We start from the raw sequence: 17,053 nt of genomic DNA, 5'->3' as shown, positions 1-17,053 counted from the left end.
TGACTGCCCAAGGTCGCAAAAGACGGCAGGGGCGCGCAAAGTCCAGTGGGAGGAAATCTTGGTCTATTCTGCGGTTCTCGCCGGATGCGGAGCCATGTCCAAGGGCTGGCTGTCGGCGCTTTGCGAGCATCCGCTGCTCAAGGGGCGCGTGAACATCGTCGGGCTGGTCGATCTGGATCGGGCCAAGGTTGAGGCACGCGCTGCCGAATTCGGCCTTCAGGATGCACTCATCGGCACAGTCCTGGATGCCGTCCTCTCCCAAACAAAGCCCGACCTTCTCTTCGATGTTGTGGTGCCAGCGGCTCGCGCCGACCTGGTCGAAACCGGGCTGCGCTATGGTTGCCACGTGCTGACCGAAAAGCCCATGGCCACCACTCTTGCAGCCGCTAAGGCGATGGTTGCTCATGCCAAGGCCGCCGGAAGAGTGCATGCCGTGGTGCAGAACCGCCGCTTCATTTCCGGCATCCGACGTATTCGTCGTCTTATAGAAAGCGGCGCGCTAGGTGAGATCACCAGCCTCAATTGCGACTTTTTCATCGGTGCGCATTTTGGCGGCTTCCGCGAAGATATGGACAATGTCCTGCTGCTCGACATGGCCATCCACACGCTTGATGCTGCCCGCTTCATGGCCGGCAAGGCGCCGCGCGCCGTCTATTGCCTCGAAACCAATCCGCGCGGTTCCTGGTATCGCCATGGGGCCGCGGCCAACGCGATCTTCGAATTCGAGGATGATATTGTCTTCAACTATCGCGGCTCCTGGGCTGCCGAAGGCGCCAATACCAGTTGGGAAAGTGTCTGGCGCATCATCGGCACCAACGGCACGCTGATCTGGGACGGCGAGGATCGTTTCGAGGCGCGTGTGGTTGCAGGCGAGACCGGCTTCTTCCGCGATCTCAAGGACATTGAGATCCCTTCACCGGCCGATGAAGACCAGACCCATGGTCATGCCAGCGTCATCGCGGAATTCCTGTCGGCCATCGAATCCGGGCGCGCGCCGGAAACGGCCGGCAGCGACAATATCAACAGCCTCGCCATGGTTCTTGCCGCAATAGAAAGCGCTCGGACCGGCCAGCGCGTCACCATTTCAGTTTGAGGACTTTTTCCAAGATGAGCGATCCTGCCAAATTCATTCGCATCGGCACGATGATTTCGGCCTCCGCAGGCAGGGCTGCCGAGCGCATCGGCGAAATCGCCGATGCCGGGTTTGAAAGCTTCGAGCCCTTCTTCTGGCAGACCACCAATGGTCAGGACATTGCCGAACTGGGCAAGCGCTGTCTGGACGCCATCGGCGACCGCGATATCACCATCTCGACCCTCGGCATGTTCGGCAATCCGCTCGAAGACCAGGAAATTGATCGCCAGACCCTGCAGGGCTGGAAAGATTGCATCGACAATGCCCATCATTTCGGCGCGACCTGCGTGGCAGGCTTTACCGGCCGCATTCGCAACAGACCGCTACCCGAAAGCCTGCCGCAATACAAAAAGGTCTGGTCGGAACTGGCCAAGCGCGCTGCCGACAAGGGTGTCAAAATCGCCTTCGAGAACTGCGCCATGGATGGCAATTGGCAGACTGGCGACTGGAATATCGCTCACAATCCCGATGCCTGGGAGCTGATGTTCAACGAGACGCCGGACGACAATATCGGGCTTGAATGGGAGCCCTGCCACCAGATGGTCTACCTCATCGACCCACTGCCGCAGATCCGCAAATGGGCACACAAGTTCTTTCACGTGCACGGCAAGGATGCGACCATCCGCTGGGACGTGATCAAGGAACACGGCATTTTCGGCAAGGAGAAGTTTGTGTTCATGCGGACGCCCGGTTTCGGCGACAGCAATTGGACCAACATCATCTCCGAACTTCGCCTCGCGGGCTGGTCCGGCTCAATCGACATCGAGGGCTGGCACGATCCTGTCTATCGCGATGCACTAGAGATGACCGGGCAGATGCATGCTCTGAACCACCTCAAGGCGGCCCGCGGCGGTACCTACGTGAATATATAAGTATGACTATTGACCGTAATTGAGAAACCGTTTTATCAAGGGTGAGAAAAGGGTTTACCAGTGAGGTACGCTGACTTGGCCAAGGCAGAGCGCATTCGCATCTACGATGTCGCCCGCGTTGCTGGCGTCAGCGTGGCCACGGCTTCGAAAGCGCTCAACGATACCGGACGAATGACCGAGGCGACACGCCTGCGGGTCAAGCAGACAGCGGCGGCGCTGGGTTTCCGCCCCAATGCGATGGCGCGGGCGCTGACCCAGAACCGCAGCTTCACTGTGGGCCTCCTGACCGACGACACCTATGGCCGCTTCACCCTGCCGGTCATGGCAGGCATCAACGAGGCCCTGGTGGATCAGGGCGTTTCGGTCTTCCTTTGTGGCATTGAAGACGACGCGGCGCTCGGGGAGGTGCATGTCAATGCCATGCTTGACAAGCAAGTGGACGGGATCATCGCCACGGGCAAGCGCATCGACCGCCGCCTGCCGATTGACCTTTCGGGCCTCCCGGTGCCTGTGGTCTATGCCTTCACCCAGGGCCCCGAAGACGCAGTCACTCTCGTCTCCGACGACGCGCAGGGCGCGCGCGAGGCTACGCAGCATCTGGCCGCCATCGGACGACGCCGGCTTGTCCATGTCACCGGCCCGGAGAGCTTTGCCTCGGTAAGAACGCGTGCGGACGCATTCCACGCCGTCGCGGGGTCCGCAACCCCGGTGTTCCACGGTCCCTGGTCCGAAGCATGGGGGCATGAGGCCGTCACCCGGCTCTGGGGCACTCCAAACCCTCCAGATGGTATTTTTTGCGGCAATGACCAGATCGCGCGCGGGGTCATCGATGCGCTGCGCGAGCGCGGCGTGTCGGTGCCGGGCGCCGTATCGGTCATCGGCTTCGACAATTGGGAAATTGTCGCCGCGGCAACGCGACCGCCGCTTACCACCATTGACATGAATCTCAAGGAACTCGGCCGCGAAGCCGGACGCCTGATCCTGGATCTTGCCGAAGGCAAGCCAGTCGAGCCGGGCATCCGCACGCTGCCGTGCAAGCTCGTGGTGCGCCAATCCTGTGGGGGTACAGTGCCCGTCGCAGGCAAGCTGGAGGTGCAGCAGGAGACCTGAGGAGTGCTGCTACAGGCATTGGCGTGCCCGTAGCAGCGAGGAAATAGCCGCAAGGGAAGAGGAAACCCAAGCGGCGCAGCGCGGCCGAGGCCGCAAGGGAGGATATAATGCAGTTCACCAAGCACGGTCTATTGGCCGGTCTCGCTTTTGGCACATTGGTCGCAGCCACAACGGTACAGGCACAGGAAGACGTCACAATCACCGTCTGGTCGATTGACGGTGCCAATCAGGTTGGCCCGTCCGATACGTTCTCGGCCGAGTTCGACGCGATGGACAACGGAATTAAGGTTGACTACCGGATCCTGCAGTTTGACGAGATCGTCAACGAGACGCTCCGCGCCTATGCGACTGGCAATGCCCCGGACATTGTCAGCCTGGACAATCCGGATTTCGCGCTCTTCTCGTCTCGCGGCGCTTTCCTCGACATCACCGACATGGCCGCCAACAGCGACATCATCAATCCTGACGTCTATTTCGAAGGTCCGCTCAATTCGGTGAGCTGGGATGGACGCCTCTATGGCGTGGGCAAATATACCGACACGATCGGCGTGTTCTACAACAAGGACATGTTTGCAGCCGCCGGCATTGAGAACCCGCCACAAACCTGGGCTGAGTTCGAGGAATATGCTCGCAAGCTCTCCAATCCCGACACAGGCGTATACGGCGCGACACTGTCCGCGCGTGGCAATGAGGAAGGCACGTTCCAGTTCCTACCCGTCATCCAGATGTCCGGCGGCGGCTATGAAAACGTCAACACCGAAGGTGCCCGCAATTGGCTCTCCATGGTCAAGGGCATGATTGACGACGGCGTACTGAGCCAGGACGTGCTCTCGCTCGGACAGTGGGATTCTACCGGCACGTTCAACTCGGGCAATGCTGCCATGGCCATTTCCGGCCCGTGGGAAATCGACCGCATGGTCGAAGACGCTGATTTTGATTGGGGCGTGACCCTCCTGCCGACCTTCGGCGAGGGCGATGCGCGCTCTTCGGCTCTCGGTGGCTTCAACCTGGGCATAATGTCGACAACCAAGCATCCCGAAGAGGCCTTCAAGGTGCTTGAATATTTTGTCAGCCAGGATGATCGATTGTTCCCGGAATTCGGCTACTTGCCGACCCGCGGAGACGTCGAGCTCCCAGCCTCGGGCATTGCCAAGAAGGATGCCGCACTCGCGGTGTTCCAGGAGCAGCTTAAATACGCCCAGCCGCGCGGTCCGCACCCGGAATGGCAGAAAATCTCCAAGGCCATCTATGATGCCGAGCAGGCAGCACTCACCGGTCAGATGACGCCGGATCAGGCGCTGAGCCAGGCTCAGGCAAGCATCGACACGATCATCAAGAAGTAATCCTCCCGGACTGACCGGCCGGGGTGCGCTCCGGCCGGCATCTTCTTCAATTGCGCTGGAGGGTCCGGTGACACGATTTTTCAACACCCTGCGCGACGGGGTGGGCTTCGATATTCTGCTTGTCGGCGCGGCCTTGCTCTTTTTGCTCGCTCTTGCAGGCGCCCCGCTTGTCTATAATGTGCTGATGAGCTTCCAGCAGGTGGACATGTTCACTCTGGGTGTTTTGTTCCGGCCCTTTGTCGGCTTCGACAATTATGTAGCCGTGGTGCAGCAGTCAGAATTCTGGCTGGTCACGCGCAACACCTTGATTTTCGTATTTGGCTCCATGAGTGGCCAATTCGTTCTTGGTTTCGCCCTTGCCCTGTTTTTCGCCCAGAATTTCCCGGGCGCAGCCACCATTCGTGGCCTCTTCCTCGTGTCCTGGGTCATGCCAGGCCTGGTCGTCGGCGCCATCTGGAGTTGGATCCTGGCCGGTGACTTTGGCGTGCTCAATGTCATCCTCAAAAATCTGGGCATCATCCAGTCCAACATATTCTGGAAATCGGACCCGAACTTTTCCATCTGGGCCGTGATCATCGCCAATATCTGGCTGGGTCTGGCCTTCAACATGTTGCTGCTCTCGGTGGGACTGGCGGCTATTCCACGTGACCTCTACGAGGCCGCCGAGCTTGATGGCGCCAATGCCTTCCAACGATTCTGGACGATCACCCTGCCGATGATGCGCTCCACCATTGGCGCTGTGCTGTCGCTTGGCCTGATCGGTACGCTGCAGCAATTCGACCTGTTCCCGGCGCTGACGGAGGGCGGTCCCGCCAATTCATCAAACGTAGCAGGCTTCTGGTCCTGGCAGTTGAGTTTCAAGCTCTATGACTTTGCCAAGGGCGCGACAGTGTCCGTCATGATGTTCCTGCTCGTGTTCCTGGCGTCCATCATCTATGTGCGCTCGACCCGCCATGAGGTGCGCGGATGACCAAGACCTATACGCCCTGGTTTCTGCTGGTCGTCGCACTGGCACTGGCCGCCGTCTATCTGTTCCCGCTCTATTGGATGTATGTGACCAGCCTGAAGACGGGCTCTGAAATCTTCGCTAATCCGCCTACCTTATGGCCCAGTGCCCCCAATGCCGACATCTATCCGGAAACCTGGACACGGCGCACCATGCCGGTCTTCCTTCTCAACTCGGTCATCATTGCCGGAGGCATTACCGCCCTCACGGTCATCCTGGGCACGGGTTGTGCCTACGTGCTGGCGCGATACCGAAATGTGTGGATCGATGTTGGACTGTTCTGCGTGCTCATGCTGCAGGTCCTGCCGGCCTCGGTCATGGTGACGCCGCTGTTCGTCGGCTTCAACCAGATCGGCCTGCTCAACTTCCCCCGCACAGCGGTGGTCCTTGCCGCTGCTGCAAAGGCCATGCCCTTCTTTGTTGTTCTGGTCAGGGCCACTTTCATGAGTGTCCCGCGCGAACTCGAAGAAGCGGCCCTGGTTGACGGCAATTCCCGCGTCGGCGCCTTTTTCAACATTGTCCTGCCTTTGGCACGCAATGGCATCCTGGTCTGCGCCATCCTCACCTTCATGAGCGCCTTCGGCGAATACATCTATTCCAAGTCGATCATCCAAAGCCCCGCCCTGCAGCCCGCCAGCGTTGGCCTCAGCGGTTTCCTGGGCCCCAACTCGACCGACTGGAACGGCATCATGGCTTACTCCGCCATCTACGTGACGCCGATCCTCCTTGTCTTCGTCATCCTGCAGCGCCGCATTGTGTCCGGCCTTACCTCGGGAGCCCTGAAATGACCGCACAGATTGAGCTTGTCGATATCGACAAGCACTATGGCAGCTTCCATGCGCTCAAGAATGTGTCGCTGACGATCGACAAGGGGAGCTTCGTTGCCCTGGTCGGGCCATCGGGCTGCGGCAAGTCTACACTCCTGCGCTCCATTGCCGGATTGGAGACCATCACGTCGGGCCGCATGTCCATTGCCGGCAAGGAGATGACAGGCGTGCCGCCGCGACACCGCAACATCGCCATGGTGTTCCAATCCTACGCACTTTACCCGCATATGACGGTGGAGGAAAACCTCACCTATTCGCTGCGGCTGCATGGTGTGAACAGGGCCGAAGCGAAGCGGAAGGCGGTCGAAGTGGCGGCCACTACAGGTCTTTCTGAGCTCTTGGCGCGTTATCCGCGCCAGCTTTCAGGAGGGCAGAGGCAGCGTGTGGCCATGGGCCGAGCCATTATCCGCAACCCCAAGGCCTTCCTGTTCGACGAACCCCTATCCAACCTCGATGCCGCCTTGCGCGTGCAGATGCGCAAGGAAATCCGAGCCCTGCATGATCGCCTTGGCGCCACCTCGGTCTATGTCACGCACGATCAGATCGAAGCCATGACCATGGCTGACTGGGTCGTGGTAATGCGCGCCGGGATCATCGAGCAGCAGGGCCGCCCGCTCGATCTCTACGACAAGCCGGTCAATCGGTTCGTCGCCGGGTTCATCGGCTCACCGGCCATGAACTTTCTGCCCGGCTGCCTTGCGGAAAGCGGTAATACCGTGGACCTCGATGGTGGCGGCACGATCCCGCTGGCCCGCACTATCGAGCCCGGACGGCCGGTGGTCGCGGGTGTCCGTCCGGAGCACCTGCTGGTTCAGGCAGACCAGGCCACTTTTCATCTCGAGATCGGCGCCGTCGAATCCACCGGATCGGCCACCTACCTCACCTCACGCGACGGAAATTTCCAGTTGCTCCAATCGGAACGCACACAACTCGCCTCGGGCGATCGTGTCGGTCTCAGCATCGACCCGTCCCGCGTCCATCTCTTCGATCCCAAAACCGGCATCGCACTCTAAGGCACACCCATGTCCCGTTATGCTCCCGTTCCCTTTCCACAGGTCAAGCTCGAAGGCCAGTTCTGGCACGAGCGGCTCGATACCGTCCTCCATCGCACCGTGCCCAGCCAGCATAAAAAGCTGACCGAATACGGCATTCTCGACTCCCTCAAACTCCCCAATCCACCGCCTCCGCTACGCTTTCCCCGCCACTCAAACGGCTTTACCGTGCAGGTGTTCTGGGACAGCGATGTGGGCAAATGGATCGAGGCGGCCAGCTATGCCTTGGCCCATCGCCGCGACGCCGAAATCGAGACCAAGATCGAGGCTGCCATCGATGATCTGGAAAAGGCCCAGGCGCCGGATGGCTATCTCAATTGCTGGTATCTGGGTCGCGAGCCCGACAAGCGCTGGACCAATCTGCGTGATAACCACGAAATGTATAATGCCGGGCATCTGCTCGAAGGGGCCGTGGCCTATTTCCAGGTCACCGGGCGTCGGCGCTTCCTTGATGTGATGGAGCGCTATCTCGACCATATCTACGCCACTTTCGGCACCGGTCCCGGCCAGCGCCGCGGTTATGACGGCCACGAGGAAATCGAGCTGGCGCTGATGAAGCTCTACTACCTGACCGGTGAGCGCAAACATCTCGATTTCGCGACCTATATGATCAATGAGCGCGGGAACCAGAAGCCGCACTATTTCGACATCGAGCGCGAGCAGCGCGAAGGCAGCGGCGACAAGCGTCAGCCTTATGTCTTTCCGAATTACGAATATTCGCAGTCACACAAGCCGGTGCGTGAGCAGGACAAGGTGGTCGGCCATGCCGTGCGCGCCATGTATCTGTATACCGCGATGGCGGATCTGGCCGCCAAGCTCGAGGATGAGAGTCTCAAGCGTGCCTGCGAGGTCCTCTGGGACGACGTCATGGAAACCAAGATGTATGTGACCGCAGGTCTCGGCCCCTCGGCGCATAATGAAGGTTTTACCCACGACTTCGACCTGCCCAACCAGACGGCCTATGCCGAAACCTGCGCGTCGGTGGCGTTAATCTTCTGGGCGCAGCGCATGCTGCATCTCGATCTCGACGGCAAATATGGCGACATTCTTGAACTCGCCATGTTCAACGGCGCGCTTTCGGGTCTCAGCCGCGATGGCGAGCATTATTTCTACGCCAATCCGCTGGAAAGCGACGGCACGCCGACCCGTTGGGAATGGCATACTTGCCCCTGCTGCACCATGAACGTGTCGCGTCTGGTTGCGTCCGTGGGGCAGTATTTCCTTTCGACTGCACCCAATGGTGTCGCATTCCACCTTTATGGTGGCATTGCTTCGGACGTTGAAATTGCCGGAACCCGGGTCAGTCTGCGCGAAGTGTCGACCTATCCATGGTCCGGCGACATCGCAATCCATATCGATCCGGAAACGCCCGCCGCGTTCGACATCAAACTGCGCATTCCGTCCTGGTGCAGGGGCCCAAAGGTTGCGGTCAACGGCCAGGCTGTCGATGTCGCGGCAACCGAAAGCGGTTACCTGACCATCCACCGGACTTGGCAGAAGGAGGACAAGATCACCCTTGATCTGCCTATGCCGCCCGAGCGCCTTTACGCCCATCCGGGCGTCATCATGGATGCCGGCCGCGTCGCGCTGAAGCGCGGGCCTCTGGTTTATTGTCTCGAAGAAGTCGATAACCCAGGGGGGCGGGTGCAACGTCTGAAATTGCCACGCACGTCAGAATTGCGCGCCGAAAAGTTGGACCTCTTTGACGGCATTGTCGCTCTCAAGGCCGACGCCACTGCCATCGACGAGAGTGAGTTTAACCAGCTTTATCGAACTGCACCGCCCAAGGAAACGGCCTCAACGCTCACCGCAATTCCCTATTTCCTCTGGGCAAACCGCGAGCAAGGCTCGATGGTGGTTTGGGTGCCCGAGGGACAGGGTGCGACTCCACCGTGATATGGACGGTCGATTGGGTAGCGTCCGTCAACGTGGTGTAATTTCGGGTGTGGTTCCGGGCTGTCATGATCAGGCGGCTCTTGGTGTAATCTGAAGCGTCTTCTCCTCCTCGACTGCTGGAGTGTTGAGGTCGGCCATGGCCTCGACCTGCATGTATCGGTGCTGAAGCTGCCACTCGTCATTGGCCTCGAGCAGGACGGCTCCGATCAGGCGGATGATGCTGTCCTCGTTGGGGAAGATGCCGACCACATCGGCGCGGCGCTTCACCTCCTTGTTCAGACGTTCCAGCGGATTCGTGCTGTGCAACTTCGTTCTGTGCTGGGATGGGAACACCATGTAGGCGAGCACATCAGCTTCGGCGTCGTCCATGAAGGCTCCCAGCTTGGGCCATCTGGCCCGAAGCTGGTCGGCGACATGCCGCCAGGTCTGCACGGCATTGTCTTGGTCGGGCTGGATGAAGGCCTGCCGGATCGCGGCCGCGACCATGGTGTGCTGGCCCTTGGACCTCGAAGTTCTCTGCGAAGACGCGCTCGATCTCCGGTTTGAGCTCCAGGTCCCGCTTCGCCCGCGCCGACAGCTTCGCGGGATCAGCGCGCTTGGCGACATGATCGTGGTAGGTCGATGGGGCGATCGGCAGCACCTTGCAGATCGGCTCGACCCCATGCGCCTCGCGGTGATCGTCAATGAACGAGATCATCGTTTGAATGGGCGGTCGAGCTCCGCCTGGGCAAAATAAGCGCTCGCCTTGCGCAGAATCTCGTTGGCCTGCCGAAGCTCCCGGTTCTCCCGCTCAAGAGCCTTCATCTTCGCCGCCATATCCGTCGACAAACCGGCCCGCTTGCCGGCATCGATCTCGGCTTTCTTCACCCAATCCAGCAGCGTGTGCGTCGCACAGCCGATCTTGGCGGAAATCGACTGGCAGGCAGTCCAGCGGGAGGAATGATCAGCTTCGTGATCCAACACCATCCGCACGGCACGCTCGCGCACCTCAGGGGAAAACTTGTTCGTCGTTTTGCTCGTCATGGCTCCATCCTTTTTGGAAGTTGGAGCCTCCGGCAAACCCGGGGCGGTTCAAACCTTGTGGGCGACCCCTCGGACGTCGAGCGAACGATCCCGGTAAGGCGCGCGGTAATCTGCTTGTACCGCTCGTCGGGTCGGGTTTCGATCCAGTCATCCGAAAATCGTTATGGAAGACGGTGCACCTTCCAAGCGCTGGAAGGTCAAGAGCAATCGCTTCAGCGCTGGAACGCCCGTTCGTGCGGGAAACTGCCTTTTTCAAGATACACGTCTTCCGCCTCGGTGGATCTGCGGCCAAGAACGCGATTGCGATGAGGGTGACGACCGAAAGCTTCGATCACTTCTTTTACGTCCCGTGCCTGTTTCACCAGTGATTGGTAGATCGGCTGTAATGGCTCTGGTGCTTCTGCAGCGATCTCCTTGCGCAGCCCGATGAGGCGATTGATGCGTGCAAGGTGATCCGGCCCTTCGCAATGACCGAGCGGCAGGCCGTGAACGATCTTGAACCATGGGGTTGGCAGGGCGGCGTAATGACCATTCACCAACCCATCCAGCGAAAGCTCCAGCGCCGCCGGGTCCTGTGCGAAGGCGCGTGGGGAACCGCGCCAGACCGAGCGCGAAAATTGATCCAGCAATATGATGAGTGCGAGCCTTCCCTCAGGATCGGTGGCCCAGTGATTGAGATTGCCAGCCGCAGCTTGTGCGGTCATGTCTGAAAAGCGGGCGATGACCTCGCGGTCCGCGCCGCCTCGCATCCGCCAGAACCAGTGTTCCCGGTGGGCGTTCGATGCGATTGCCGCGAAGCGTCCCTCGGGGAACCAGAACTGAAGAACCTCGTCCCAGGGTTGTTCGTGGGAGTGAGTATTCATGTCCGCATCTCCGTCAAATCATTGCTGCCGCTTTTTGTACCTTATCGAAAGTTCCATCCCCGCGCCGGTGGGCGCGGGGAGACTCGTCATGAACACAGTTAGGTTCTAGCCCTGACTACCGTTGCGGCGGACGCCTGCGTTTCCCGACTGATGGCCGCGCGCCGGGCCGCCTTCGGCACCCGCAGCAGCCGCATGCCATTGGCGATGACGATCAGCACCGACAACTGATGCACCAGCATGCCGCCCGCCATATGAATGTCGCCCGAGAACACACCGGCCAGCAGTCCGGCAACGGTCACCAGAGCGATCACCAGATTCTGGCGCATATTGCCAAGTGTCGCACGCGAGATCGCCATGGCCTCGGGGATCTTGCCGAGATCATCGTTGAGGAGCGCAATATCGGCGGTCTCGATGGCAACATCGCTGCCCGCGGCACCCATGGCGATGCTGGTATCCGCAGCCGCAAGGGCGGGCGCATCATTGATGCCGTCGCCGACCATGGCGACATGGGCGCCCTCGGCCTTCATCTTGCGGATCAGTTCCAGCTTGTCCTCCGGCATCAGGCCGGCATGAACCTCGTCAATGCCGACCTCGCGGGCAATGGCCTTTGCCGCGCCCTCTTGGTCGCCGGTCAGCATGACGACGCGCCTGATGCCAATCTCGCGCAAGCGGGCAATGGCGTCCTTCGCACCTTCGCGAGCCATGTCCGACATGCCCAGCAGGCCGATTAGCCTGCCGTCCGCTGCAACCAGGATCGGCGTCTGGCCGGCCTTGAGCAGCTGTTCCAGCCCGGCTTCGCCCTCCGTGCCGAGCGGGATGCCAAGCCTTTCCATTAGGCGACGGTTGCCGGCGGCGATATCACGCCCCTCGATGCGGGCGCTGATGCCCATTCCGGCATGTTCGTCCAGGGCTTCAGGCGTCAGCAACGGCCCTTGCTTGCGAGCAGCTACGACGATGGGGCGGCCAAGTGGATGGTCCGATCCAGCTTCGGCAGTAGCGGCAAGGCGCAGCAACTCGTCCTCGCCCATGCCTTCTAGCGCGATCACCGTTGCCAGGCGTGGCTTGCCTTCCGTCAGGGTGCCGGTCTTGTCGAGCGCCAGCGTGTCGATCCGTCCGGCACTTTCCAGATGCTGACCGCCCTTGATCAGGATGCCGCTTCTTGCCGCCCGGCCGATTCCGGCGACAATTGACACCGGCGTCGAGATCACCAGCGCACCGGGGCAGCCGACGACCAGCAAGGTCAGCGCCAGCCTGATGTCCTGCGTGAAGGCGAAGGTCAAAACTGCAAGCCCGATGATCGCCGGCGTATACCATTGCGCAAAGCGCTCGATCATGCGCTGGCTGGGCGCTTTTTCCTCCTGCGCTTCCTCGACGCGCTGGATGATGCGCGCAAGCGTGGTGTCTGCGCCGACATTGGTGGCGCGAATGCGCAGGAGACCGTTCTCCGCTATGGTCCCGGCGTGAACGTGGCTGCCAGGTGCCTTCTCGGCCGGCATTGGCTCGCCGGTGATGGCGGCCTCGGAGACGGCGGCCGTACCCTCGGTCACCTCACCGTCGACCGGGATGCGCTGGCCAGCCTTGGCCAGCACGATCTCGCCCGGCTGCACTTCATGGGCCGGTATGTCGACCGGCTGACCATTGCGCAGGACGGTGGCGGTAGCAGGCGCGGCGTCCAGCAGTTCCTTCAATGCGCCGCGGGTCTGACCCATGGTCCGCACCTCGAGCCATGCACCGAACATGAAGAGGAAGGTGACGGCGGCCGATTCCCAGACTTCGCCAATCACCAGTGCGCCGACAGCAGCAACGGTGACAAGGAGCTCGATGCTCAGATGTTTGACCCGTAACGCCCGCCAAGCGCGCACGGCAATGTCGGAACCAGCCAGTAGGGCGGCGGCGACCATCAAGGCGGACCACAGCTCGATCATGCCAAAGCCATAGCGCGCAAGAAGACCGGTGGCGATCAGTCCGCCACTGCCCACAGTCAGCCAGAAGCGCCGGCGCGCCGGGTGCGCGAAGGCGTTTCTGATCTTCATTGTGACACCGCTCATCTCAACTCTCCTTTTCATCTTCCACAAAATGAACCGGCCGCGCGGTTCTTCGACGCGGCCGGTGAGTGGGGTTGGTCAGAAGGCCGATGGTCTTGCCTCATAGCCAGTGCTCCTGACCGCCTCGACCAGCGCTTCGACGTTCGTCTGGTTTGGATCGTGCTCGACCTCGATCTTGCCGGTGTTGAAACGCACAGCTGCCTTCTCGACGCCCGGCAAGGCATTCAGCGCCTTCTCGATCTTCGGCACGCAGGACGGGCAGGAAAGTTCGTCGCTACGCAGGACGGTTTTCATCGCTTGAGACATGGCTTTCTCCTTTCAGCTTCGGCCAGACGGGTGATGCTGGCCCTCGCTTTCAGATATGGTCTGTGCGAGACTGCATTTTGATTGGCAAAAGCAGCAAAGACGTCTTGCATGGATGCAAAGGCACAAAATTGGGATGACCTGCGCTACTTCCTGGCAGTCGCGAAGACCGGGTCGCTATCTGGTGCTGCAAGAAGGCTCGGGGTGAATCACTCGACCGTATTTCGCCGCATTGGGGCCTTTGAGACGCAGCTCGGAGTTCGTCTATTTGAACGCCTGCCAAGTGGTTATCTGCTTACCCAAGCGGGAGAGGAGATGCGCGAAGGTGCGCTGCGGGTCGAGGATGAGATTGCAAGCCTCAGTCGCAAGGTGACCGGGCAGGATCTGCGCCTCAGCGGCACGATCCGCGTGACCACGCTTGACATGCTGGCCTTTGGTTTGCTGCCGCGCCACCTTGCCAATTTCCGGACCGTTTATCCTGGCATTGAGGTGGAACTGATCGTTGGCAATGTAACGTTGAACCTGAACCGGCGCGAGGCCGACATCGCCTTGCGGGTTGGAAACACTCCACCAGAAACCCTGGTCGGCCGCCGTGTCGGGCAGCTGGTCTTCGCAATCTACGGCTCCGAGAACTATCTGGCCGGCAAGGGCGGTACCGGGCTGGAGCAGCATGACTGGATCGGGTTCGATACCGAGCACGCCGCGCTCACGCGCCGCTTTAGCGCGTTCTTGCCAGCGGCTCAGCCGCTGCTGCGGACAAATTCGATCGCCGCTGCCATCGCCGCCACAAAGGCTGGCATGGGATTGGCTCCTTTACCTTGTGGGCTTGCCGATCTCGAACCCGATCTCGTGCATGTTGCCGCGCTGCCGGAAGACTTCACGCTCGATCTGTGGCTTCTGACCCATGAGGATCTGCGTCAGACGGCACGGATTCGCGCATTTCTTGATTTCCTGGCCGGAGAATTGGCAAGGGAAGCGCCATTGCTGAAAGGAAACGGTCGTGCCGGGCCCGCTTCATCAATGCAGAACCACCCCATGAATGCCGAGGCTCGTGCCTCGGCCACGAGGAGATGATGTGAAACGCCTGTTGCAGATCGATCGTTCTTCCTTGCTGACGGTGCTCACCGTCTTCGGAATGGTGCTGGCAACGCTAGCGCTATGGCCGCTGGACGGCTCCCTTGCGGCATCCGCTTCCGTGACGGGTCTTTCGCTTGTTTATCTGGCTGGCGGTCTGCCCGTGGGCTGGCGGGCGGCCGTCACCTTGTGGCAAGAGCGCGTTCTCGACATCGACCTCCTGATGGTGGTTGCGGCCGTCGCTGCGGCAGTGGTCGGTGCTCCTTTTGAAGGTGCGGTTCTGCTGACGCTGTTCAGCATTTCCACCACGCTGGAGGAACGGGCGCTCGGCCGGGCACGCCGCGCCATCGAGGCACTCATGGAACTTCGACCCGAAACGGCCCTTCGAAAGGCACCGGATGGTTCAGTGACGGAAGTTGCTGCAGTCGACCTTGGCGTAGGCGATGTCGTGGTGCTGCGGCCCGGCGCGCGCGTGCCGGTGGACGGTCTGATCGTCAGCGGGCGCGGCTCTCTAGATGAAGCAAACATTACCGGCGAGTCGATGCCGGTCGCCAGGGAACCTGGCGCACAGGTCTTTGAGGCAACGGTCAATCTCGATGGCGTGCTTGAGGTCGCAGTGACCAAGACGGTCGAGGAAAGCACGATTGCCCGCATGATCGCCCTTGTGACGGAGGCGCAGGCGGCCAGGGCCCCGTCCGAACGCTTCAGCGCCTGGTTCGGCCAACGCTATACGGTCGCGGTGATGGCAGGGGCTGTCCTGGCCTTTGCTGCCTTCTACTGGCTCGGGCGCGACTGGGAAGAAGCACTCTATCGCTCGGCGACATTGCTGGTGGCGGCCAGTCCTTGTGCCATTGTCATTTCTGTTCCTGCTGCAATTCTGTCTGCCCTTTCTGCTGCCGCACGTGGCGGTGTGTTGTTCAAGGGTGGCGGCGCACTTGAAACCCTCGCTGCCGTCGACACTTTCGCCTTCGACAAGACTGGAACGTTGACGACCGGGAAGGCAACCGTCACTGCGGTTGTCGCGCTTGACGGTGATGAGCAGGGCTTTCTGTCGTTGCTCGCAGGGCTTGAAGCCCATTCCGAGCATCACAGCGCAGCGGCAATTCGGCAGGAAGCTGAAGATCGCGATATTGAACCGTCAATTGTCGTAAATGTTGCAGCCCGACCAAGCGCCGGCATTGTCGGCGAGTGGGGCGATGAGCAGGTCTGGGCCGGCAATCCACGCCTTGCTGCACAGATGAAGGCTGCGATCGACCACCCCGCCTTGAAATCGCTGGCTGCTGACACTCAGACCGTCATTTATCTGGGGCGCGGCGCGCAGGTGCTAGGGGCGGTCACGATTGCCGACCAGATTCGCCCGACCTCAGTTCGCGCCCTTGCGGCATTGAGGCAAAGCGGGGTCGCCACCATCGTTATGATGACGGGTGACAGATTGCCCGTCGCGCAGCGGATCGGTGCTGAACTTGGATTGAAGCCCACGGAAATCCATGCCGACATGCTGCCTGAAGACAAGGTGCGGATGGTGAGCGAACTGACGGCGGACGGGAAGATCGCATTTGTCGGTGATGGCGTCAACGATGCGGCGGCGCTGGCTCGTGCCGATGTTGGCATTGCCATGGGGGCGGCAGGGTCGGACGTCGCATTGCAGGCTGCCGACGTGGCGCTGCTATCGGAGGACATGGGACGGCTGGCGGATGCGCATCGACTTGCCCGCCACGCAGCGACAATTATTCGGCAAAACCTCGTCTTTGCCATGGGCGCCATGGCGATCCTCGTCACCGGCGGGCTATTTTTCGAACTGCCCCTGCCACTTGCCGTGATCGGCCACGAAGGTGGAACAGTTCTGGTCGTACTCAATGGCTTGCGCTTACTGAGGGATCCCATTCGCCGGGACGGAACGAAAACAGCGCCAAACACCTCTGTTCCTGCGAGTTCGAGCCAGCCCATTCCGCGAGAGGCCTATAGGAGAAAGGTGCCGAGGCGAGCAGGTTGATAGAACTTGGAATGGAGAAGGTTGGATGTCAGGCCCATCCCCTCCGCCATTTTGCTAATCGGCATCATAAATCCTCCTAACATATTGAACGGTAAAGACTTTTTTGGGGTTCGAAAGCCCTGAATCGGGTCATAGACCAGGTGGTCAGCGAAAGCCAATTTCAAGACTAATTTTTGGTGCGCAGGATTGCCAGAACTCCATAATTTTGAAGGGTTTGCGATAAATTCGAAGGCGAGTTCGAACATTTCCTCAAATGTGCCTCGCGAACGCCCTGCATTCTGGCGTTTTTCTTCCAGCACCAGCTTGCTGCGTTCCAGTACCTTAATTTTGCGCTCAAATGCGCCCATAACGGTTGAAGTCGTGGCCTCCACAATGCGGTCAAGCAAGCCAGATATCTGCTTCTCAACCCTCGCCACTTCACGTTCATAGCTAAGCGCCATCGCGCGGGCTTGGGTCAGTCGCTGATCCCATGCATCGCGAAACATGTCCTGGACCAGTAAAAACAGCGCTGGCG

At 60.4% G+C, this 17,053-nt stretch carries 14 protein-coding genes, 2 pseudogenes and 1 other annotated feature; of the genes and pseudogenes, 10 read left to right on the top strand and 6 right to left on the bottom strand.

The features are described from left to right. The first annotated feature begins 58 nt into the window (after positions 1 to 58). The 8 genes from O9Z70_RS11370 to O9Z70_RS11335 all read left to right on the top strand — a co-directional run bounded on the left by O9Z70_RS11370 (position 59) and on the right by O9Z70_RS11335 (position 9,238). Positions 59 to 1,093, top strand: a complete 1,035-nt coding sequence (locus O9Z70_RS11370; protein WP_286019224.1) for a Gfo/Idh/MocA family protein — start codon at positions 59 to 61, stop codon at positions 1,091 to 1,093. Positions 1,094 to 1,107: 14 nt separating this feature from the next. Then, positions 1,108 to 2,004, top strand: coding sequence for a sugar phosphate isomerase/epimerase family protein (locus O9Z70_RS11365; protein ID WP_286019218.1), 897 nt, complete (start codon positions 1,108 to 1,110; stop codon positions 2,002 to 2,004). A 60-nt stretch (positions 2,005 to 2,064) separates the two neighbouring features. Next, positions 2,065 to 3,114, top strand: coding sequence for a LacI family DNA-binding transcriptional regulator (locus tag O9Z70_RS11360; protein ID WP_286019212.1), 1,050 nt, complete (start codon positions 2,065 to 2,067; stop codon positions 3,112 to 3,114). A gap of 107 nt (positions 3,115 to 3,221) precedes the next feature. Then, a complete protein-coding gene (locus tag O9Z70_RS11355; protein WP_286019203.1) occupies positions 3,222 to 4,457 on the top strand; it encodes an ABC transporter substrate-binding protein in 1,236 nt (411 codons plus the stop codon). Positions 4,458 to 4,524: 67 nt separating this feature from the next. Next, positions 4,525 to 5,427: a carbohydrate ABC transporter permease gene (locus O9Z70_RS11350; protein ID WP_286019197.1), complete on the top strand. Its 903-nt coding sequence runs from the start codon at positions 4,525 to 4,527 to the stop codon at positions 5,425 to 5,427. Beyond that, on the top strand, positions 5,424 to 6,251 hold the full coding sequence (locus tag O9Z70_RS11345; RefSeq protein ID WP_286019182.1) for a carbohydrate ABC transporter permease: 828 nt from the start codon (positions 5,424 to 5,426) through the stop codon (positions 6,249 to 6,251). Before O9Z70_RS11350 ends, O9Z70_RS11345 begins: the two co-directional genes overlap by 4 nt. After that, positions 6,248 to 7,303 (top strand): ABC transporter ATP-binding protein, encoded by a 1,056-nt coding sequence (locus O9Z70_RS11340; RefSeq protein WP_286019176.1) that lies wholly within the window; start codon positions 6,248 to 6,250, stop codon positions 7,301 to 7,303. The genes O9Z70_RS11345 and O9Z70_RS11340 overlap by 4 nt, the downstream gene beginning before the upstream one ends. Before the next feature lie 9 nt (positions 7,304 to 7,312). Continuing rightward, positions 7,313 to 9,238: a glycoside hydrolase family 127 protein gene (locus O9Z70_RS11335; protein ID WP_286019170.1), complete on the top strand. Its 1,926-nt coding sequence runs from the start codon at positions 7,313 to 7,315 to the stop codon at positions 9,236 to 9,238. A gap of 69 nt (positions 9,239 to 9,307) precedes the next feature. Here the strand turns inward: O9Z70_RS11335 and O9Z70_RS11330 are convergent. The 5 genes and pseudogenes from O9Z70_RS11330 to O9Z70_RS11310 all read right to left on the bottom strand — a co-directional run. Next, positions 9,308 to 9,742 (bottom strand): annotated as a pseudogene (locus tag O9Z70_RS11330) (transposase); the annotation flags it as partial. Beyond that, positions 9,735 to 10,261, bottom strand: a pseudogene (locus O9Z70_RS11325) (transposase); the annotation flags it as partial. The pseudogenes O9Z70_RS11330 and O9Z70_RS11325, both read right to left, overlap by 8 nt. Further along, positions 9,861 to 9,977, bottom strand: a sequence feature (AL1L pseudoknot). It overlaps the preceding pseudogene by 117 nt. Positions 10,262 to 10,473: 212 nt before the next feature. Then, entirely contained in the window at positions 10,474 to 11,124 is a 651-nt protein-coding gene (locus O9Z70_RS11320) for a DUF924 family protein (protein ID WP_286019163.1), read from the bottom strand. A 98-nt stretch (positions 11,125 to 11,222) separates the two neighbouring features. Then, the gene (locus tag O9Z70_RS11315) at positions 11,223 to 13,172 is read right to left on the bottom strand and encodes a heavy metal translocating P-type ATPase (RefSeq protein WP_286019157.1); all 1,950 of its coding nucleotides are present in this window, start codon (positions 13,170 to 13,172) and stop codon (positions 11,223 to 11,225) included. Positions 13,173 to 13,247: 75 nt separating this feature from the next. Then, positions 13,248 to 13,475, bottom strand: coding sequence for a heavy-metal-associated domain-containing protein (locus tag O9Z70_RS11310; RefSeq protein WP_286019151.1), 228 nt, complete (start codon positions 13,473 to 13,475; stop codon positions 13,248 to 13,250). Positions 13,476 to 13,583: 108 nt separating this feature from the next. Between O9Z70_RS11310 and O9Z70_RS11305 the strand changes: the two genes are divergently transcribed. Continuing rightward, positions 13,584 to 14,546 carry a LysR family transcriptional regulator gene (locus O9Z70_RS11305; protein ID WP_286019146.1) on the top strand — a complete coding sequence of 321 codons (963 nt, stop codon included), beginning with the start codon at positions 13,584 to 13,586 and terminating at the stop codon, positions 14,544 to 14,546. Positions 14,547 to 14,607: 61 nt separating this feature from the next. Then, on the top strand, positions 14,608 to 16,539 hold the full coding sequence (locus O9Z70_RS11300; RefSeq protein WP_286021999.1) for a heavy metal translocating P-type ATPase: 1,932 nt from the start codon (positions 14,608 to 14,610) through the stop codon (positions 16,537 to 16,539). Here the strand turns inward: O9Z70_RS11300 and O9Z70_RS11295 are convergent. Then, a complete protein-coding gene (locus tag O9Z70_RS11295; protein ID WP_286019141.1) occupies positions 16,506 to 17,024 on the bottom strand; it encodes a hypothetical protein in 519 nt (172 codons plus the stop codon). The two genes, O9Z70_RS11300 and O9Z70_RS11295, sit on opposite strands and share 34 nt — an antisense overlap. Positions 17,025 to 17,053 lie beyond the last annotated feature (29 nt).

Source organism: Devosia sp. YIM 151766 (assembly GCF_030285925.1).
Classification (GTDB): Bacteria; Pseudomonadota; Alphaproteobacteria; order Rhizobiales; family Devosiaceae; genus Devosia.
The sequence above is the reverse complement of the archived record's forward strand: the minus strand, read 5'-3'. Positions and strand labels throughout refer to the sequence as shown.

Bases quoted from the DNA above. Each gene is read 5' to 3' on its own strand.
- O9Z70_RS11310 (WP_286019151.1), bottom strand. From the start codon at position 13,475: ATGTCTCAAGCGATGAAAACCGTCCTGCGTAGCGACGAACTTTCCTGC.
- O9Z70_RS11295 (WP_286019141.1), bottom strand. From the start codon at position 17,024: ATGTTTCGCGATGCATGGGATCAGCGACTGACCCAAGCCCGCGCGATG.
- O9Z70_RS11305 (WP_286019146.1), top strand. From the start codon at position 13,584: ATGGATGCAAAGGCACAAAATTGGGATGACCTGCGCTACTTCCTGGCA.
- O9Z70_RS11315 (WP_286019157.1), bottom strand. From the start codon at position 13,172: ATGAGCGGTGTCACAATGAAGATCAGAAACGCCTTCGCGCACCCGGCG.
- O9Z70_RS11320 (WP_286019163.1), bottom strand. From the start codon at position 11,124: ATGAATACTCACTCCCACGAACAACCCTGGGACGAGGTTCTTCAGTTC.
- O9Z70_RS11340 (WP_286019176.1), top strand. From the start codon at position 6,248: ATGACCGCACAGATTGAGCTTGTCGATATCGACAAGCACTATGGCAGC.
- O9Z70_RS11345 (WP_286019182.1), top strand. From the start codon at position 5,424: ATGACCAAGACCTATACGCCCTGGTTTCTGCTGGTCGTCGCACTGGCA.
- O9Z70_RS11365 (WP_286019218.1), top strand. From the start codon at position 1,108: ATGAGCGATCCTGCCAAATTCATTCGCATCGGCACGATGATTTCGGCC.
- O9Z70_RS11300 (WP_286021999.1), top strand. From the start codon at position 14,608: ATGGTGCTGGCAACGCTAGCGCTATGGCCGCTGGACGGCTCCCTTGCG.
- O9Z70_RS11355 (WP_286019203.1), top strand. From the start codon at position 3,222: ATGCAGTTCACCAAGCACGGTCTATTGGCCGGTCTCGCTTTTGGCACA.
- O9Z70_RS11335 (WP_286019170.1), top strand. From the start codon at position 7,313: ATGTCCCGTTATGCTCCCGTTCCCTTTCCACAGGTCAAGCTCGAAGGC.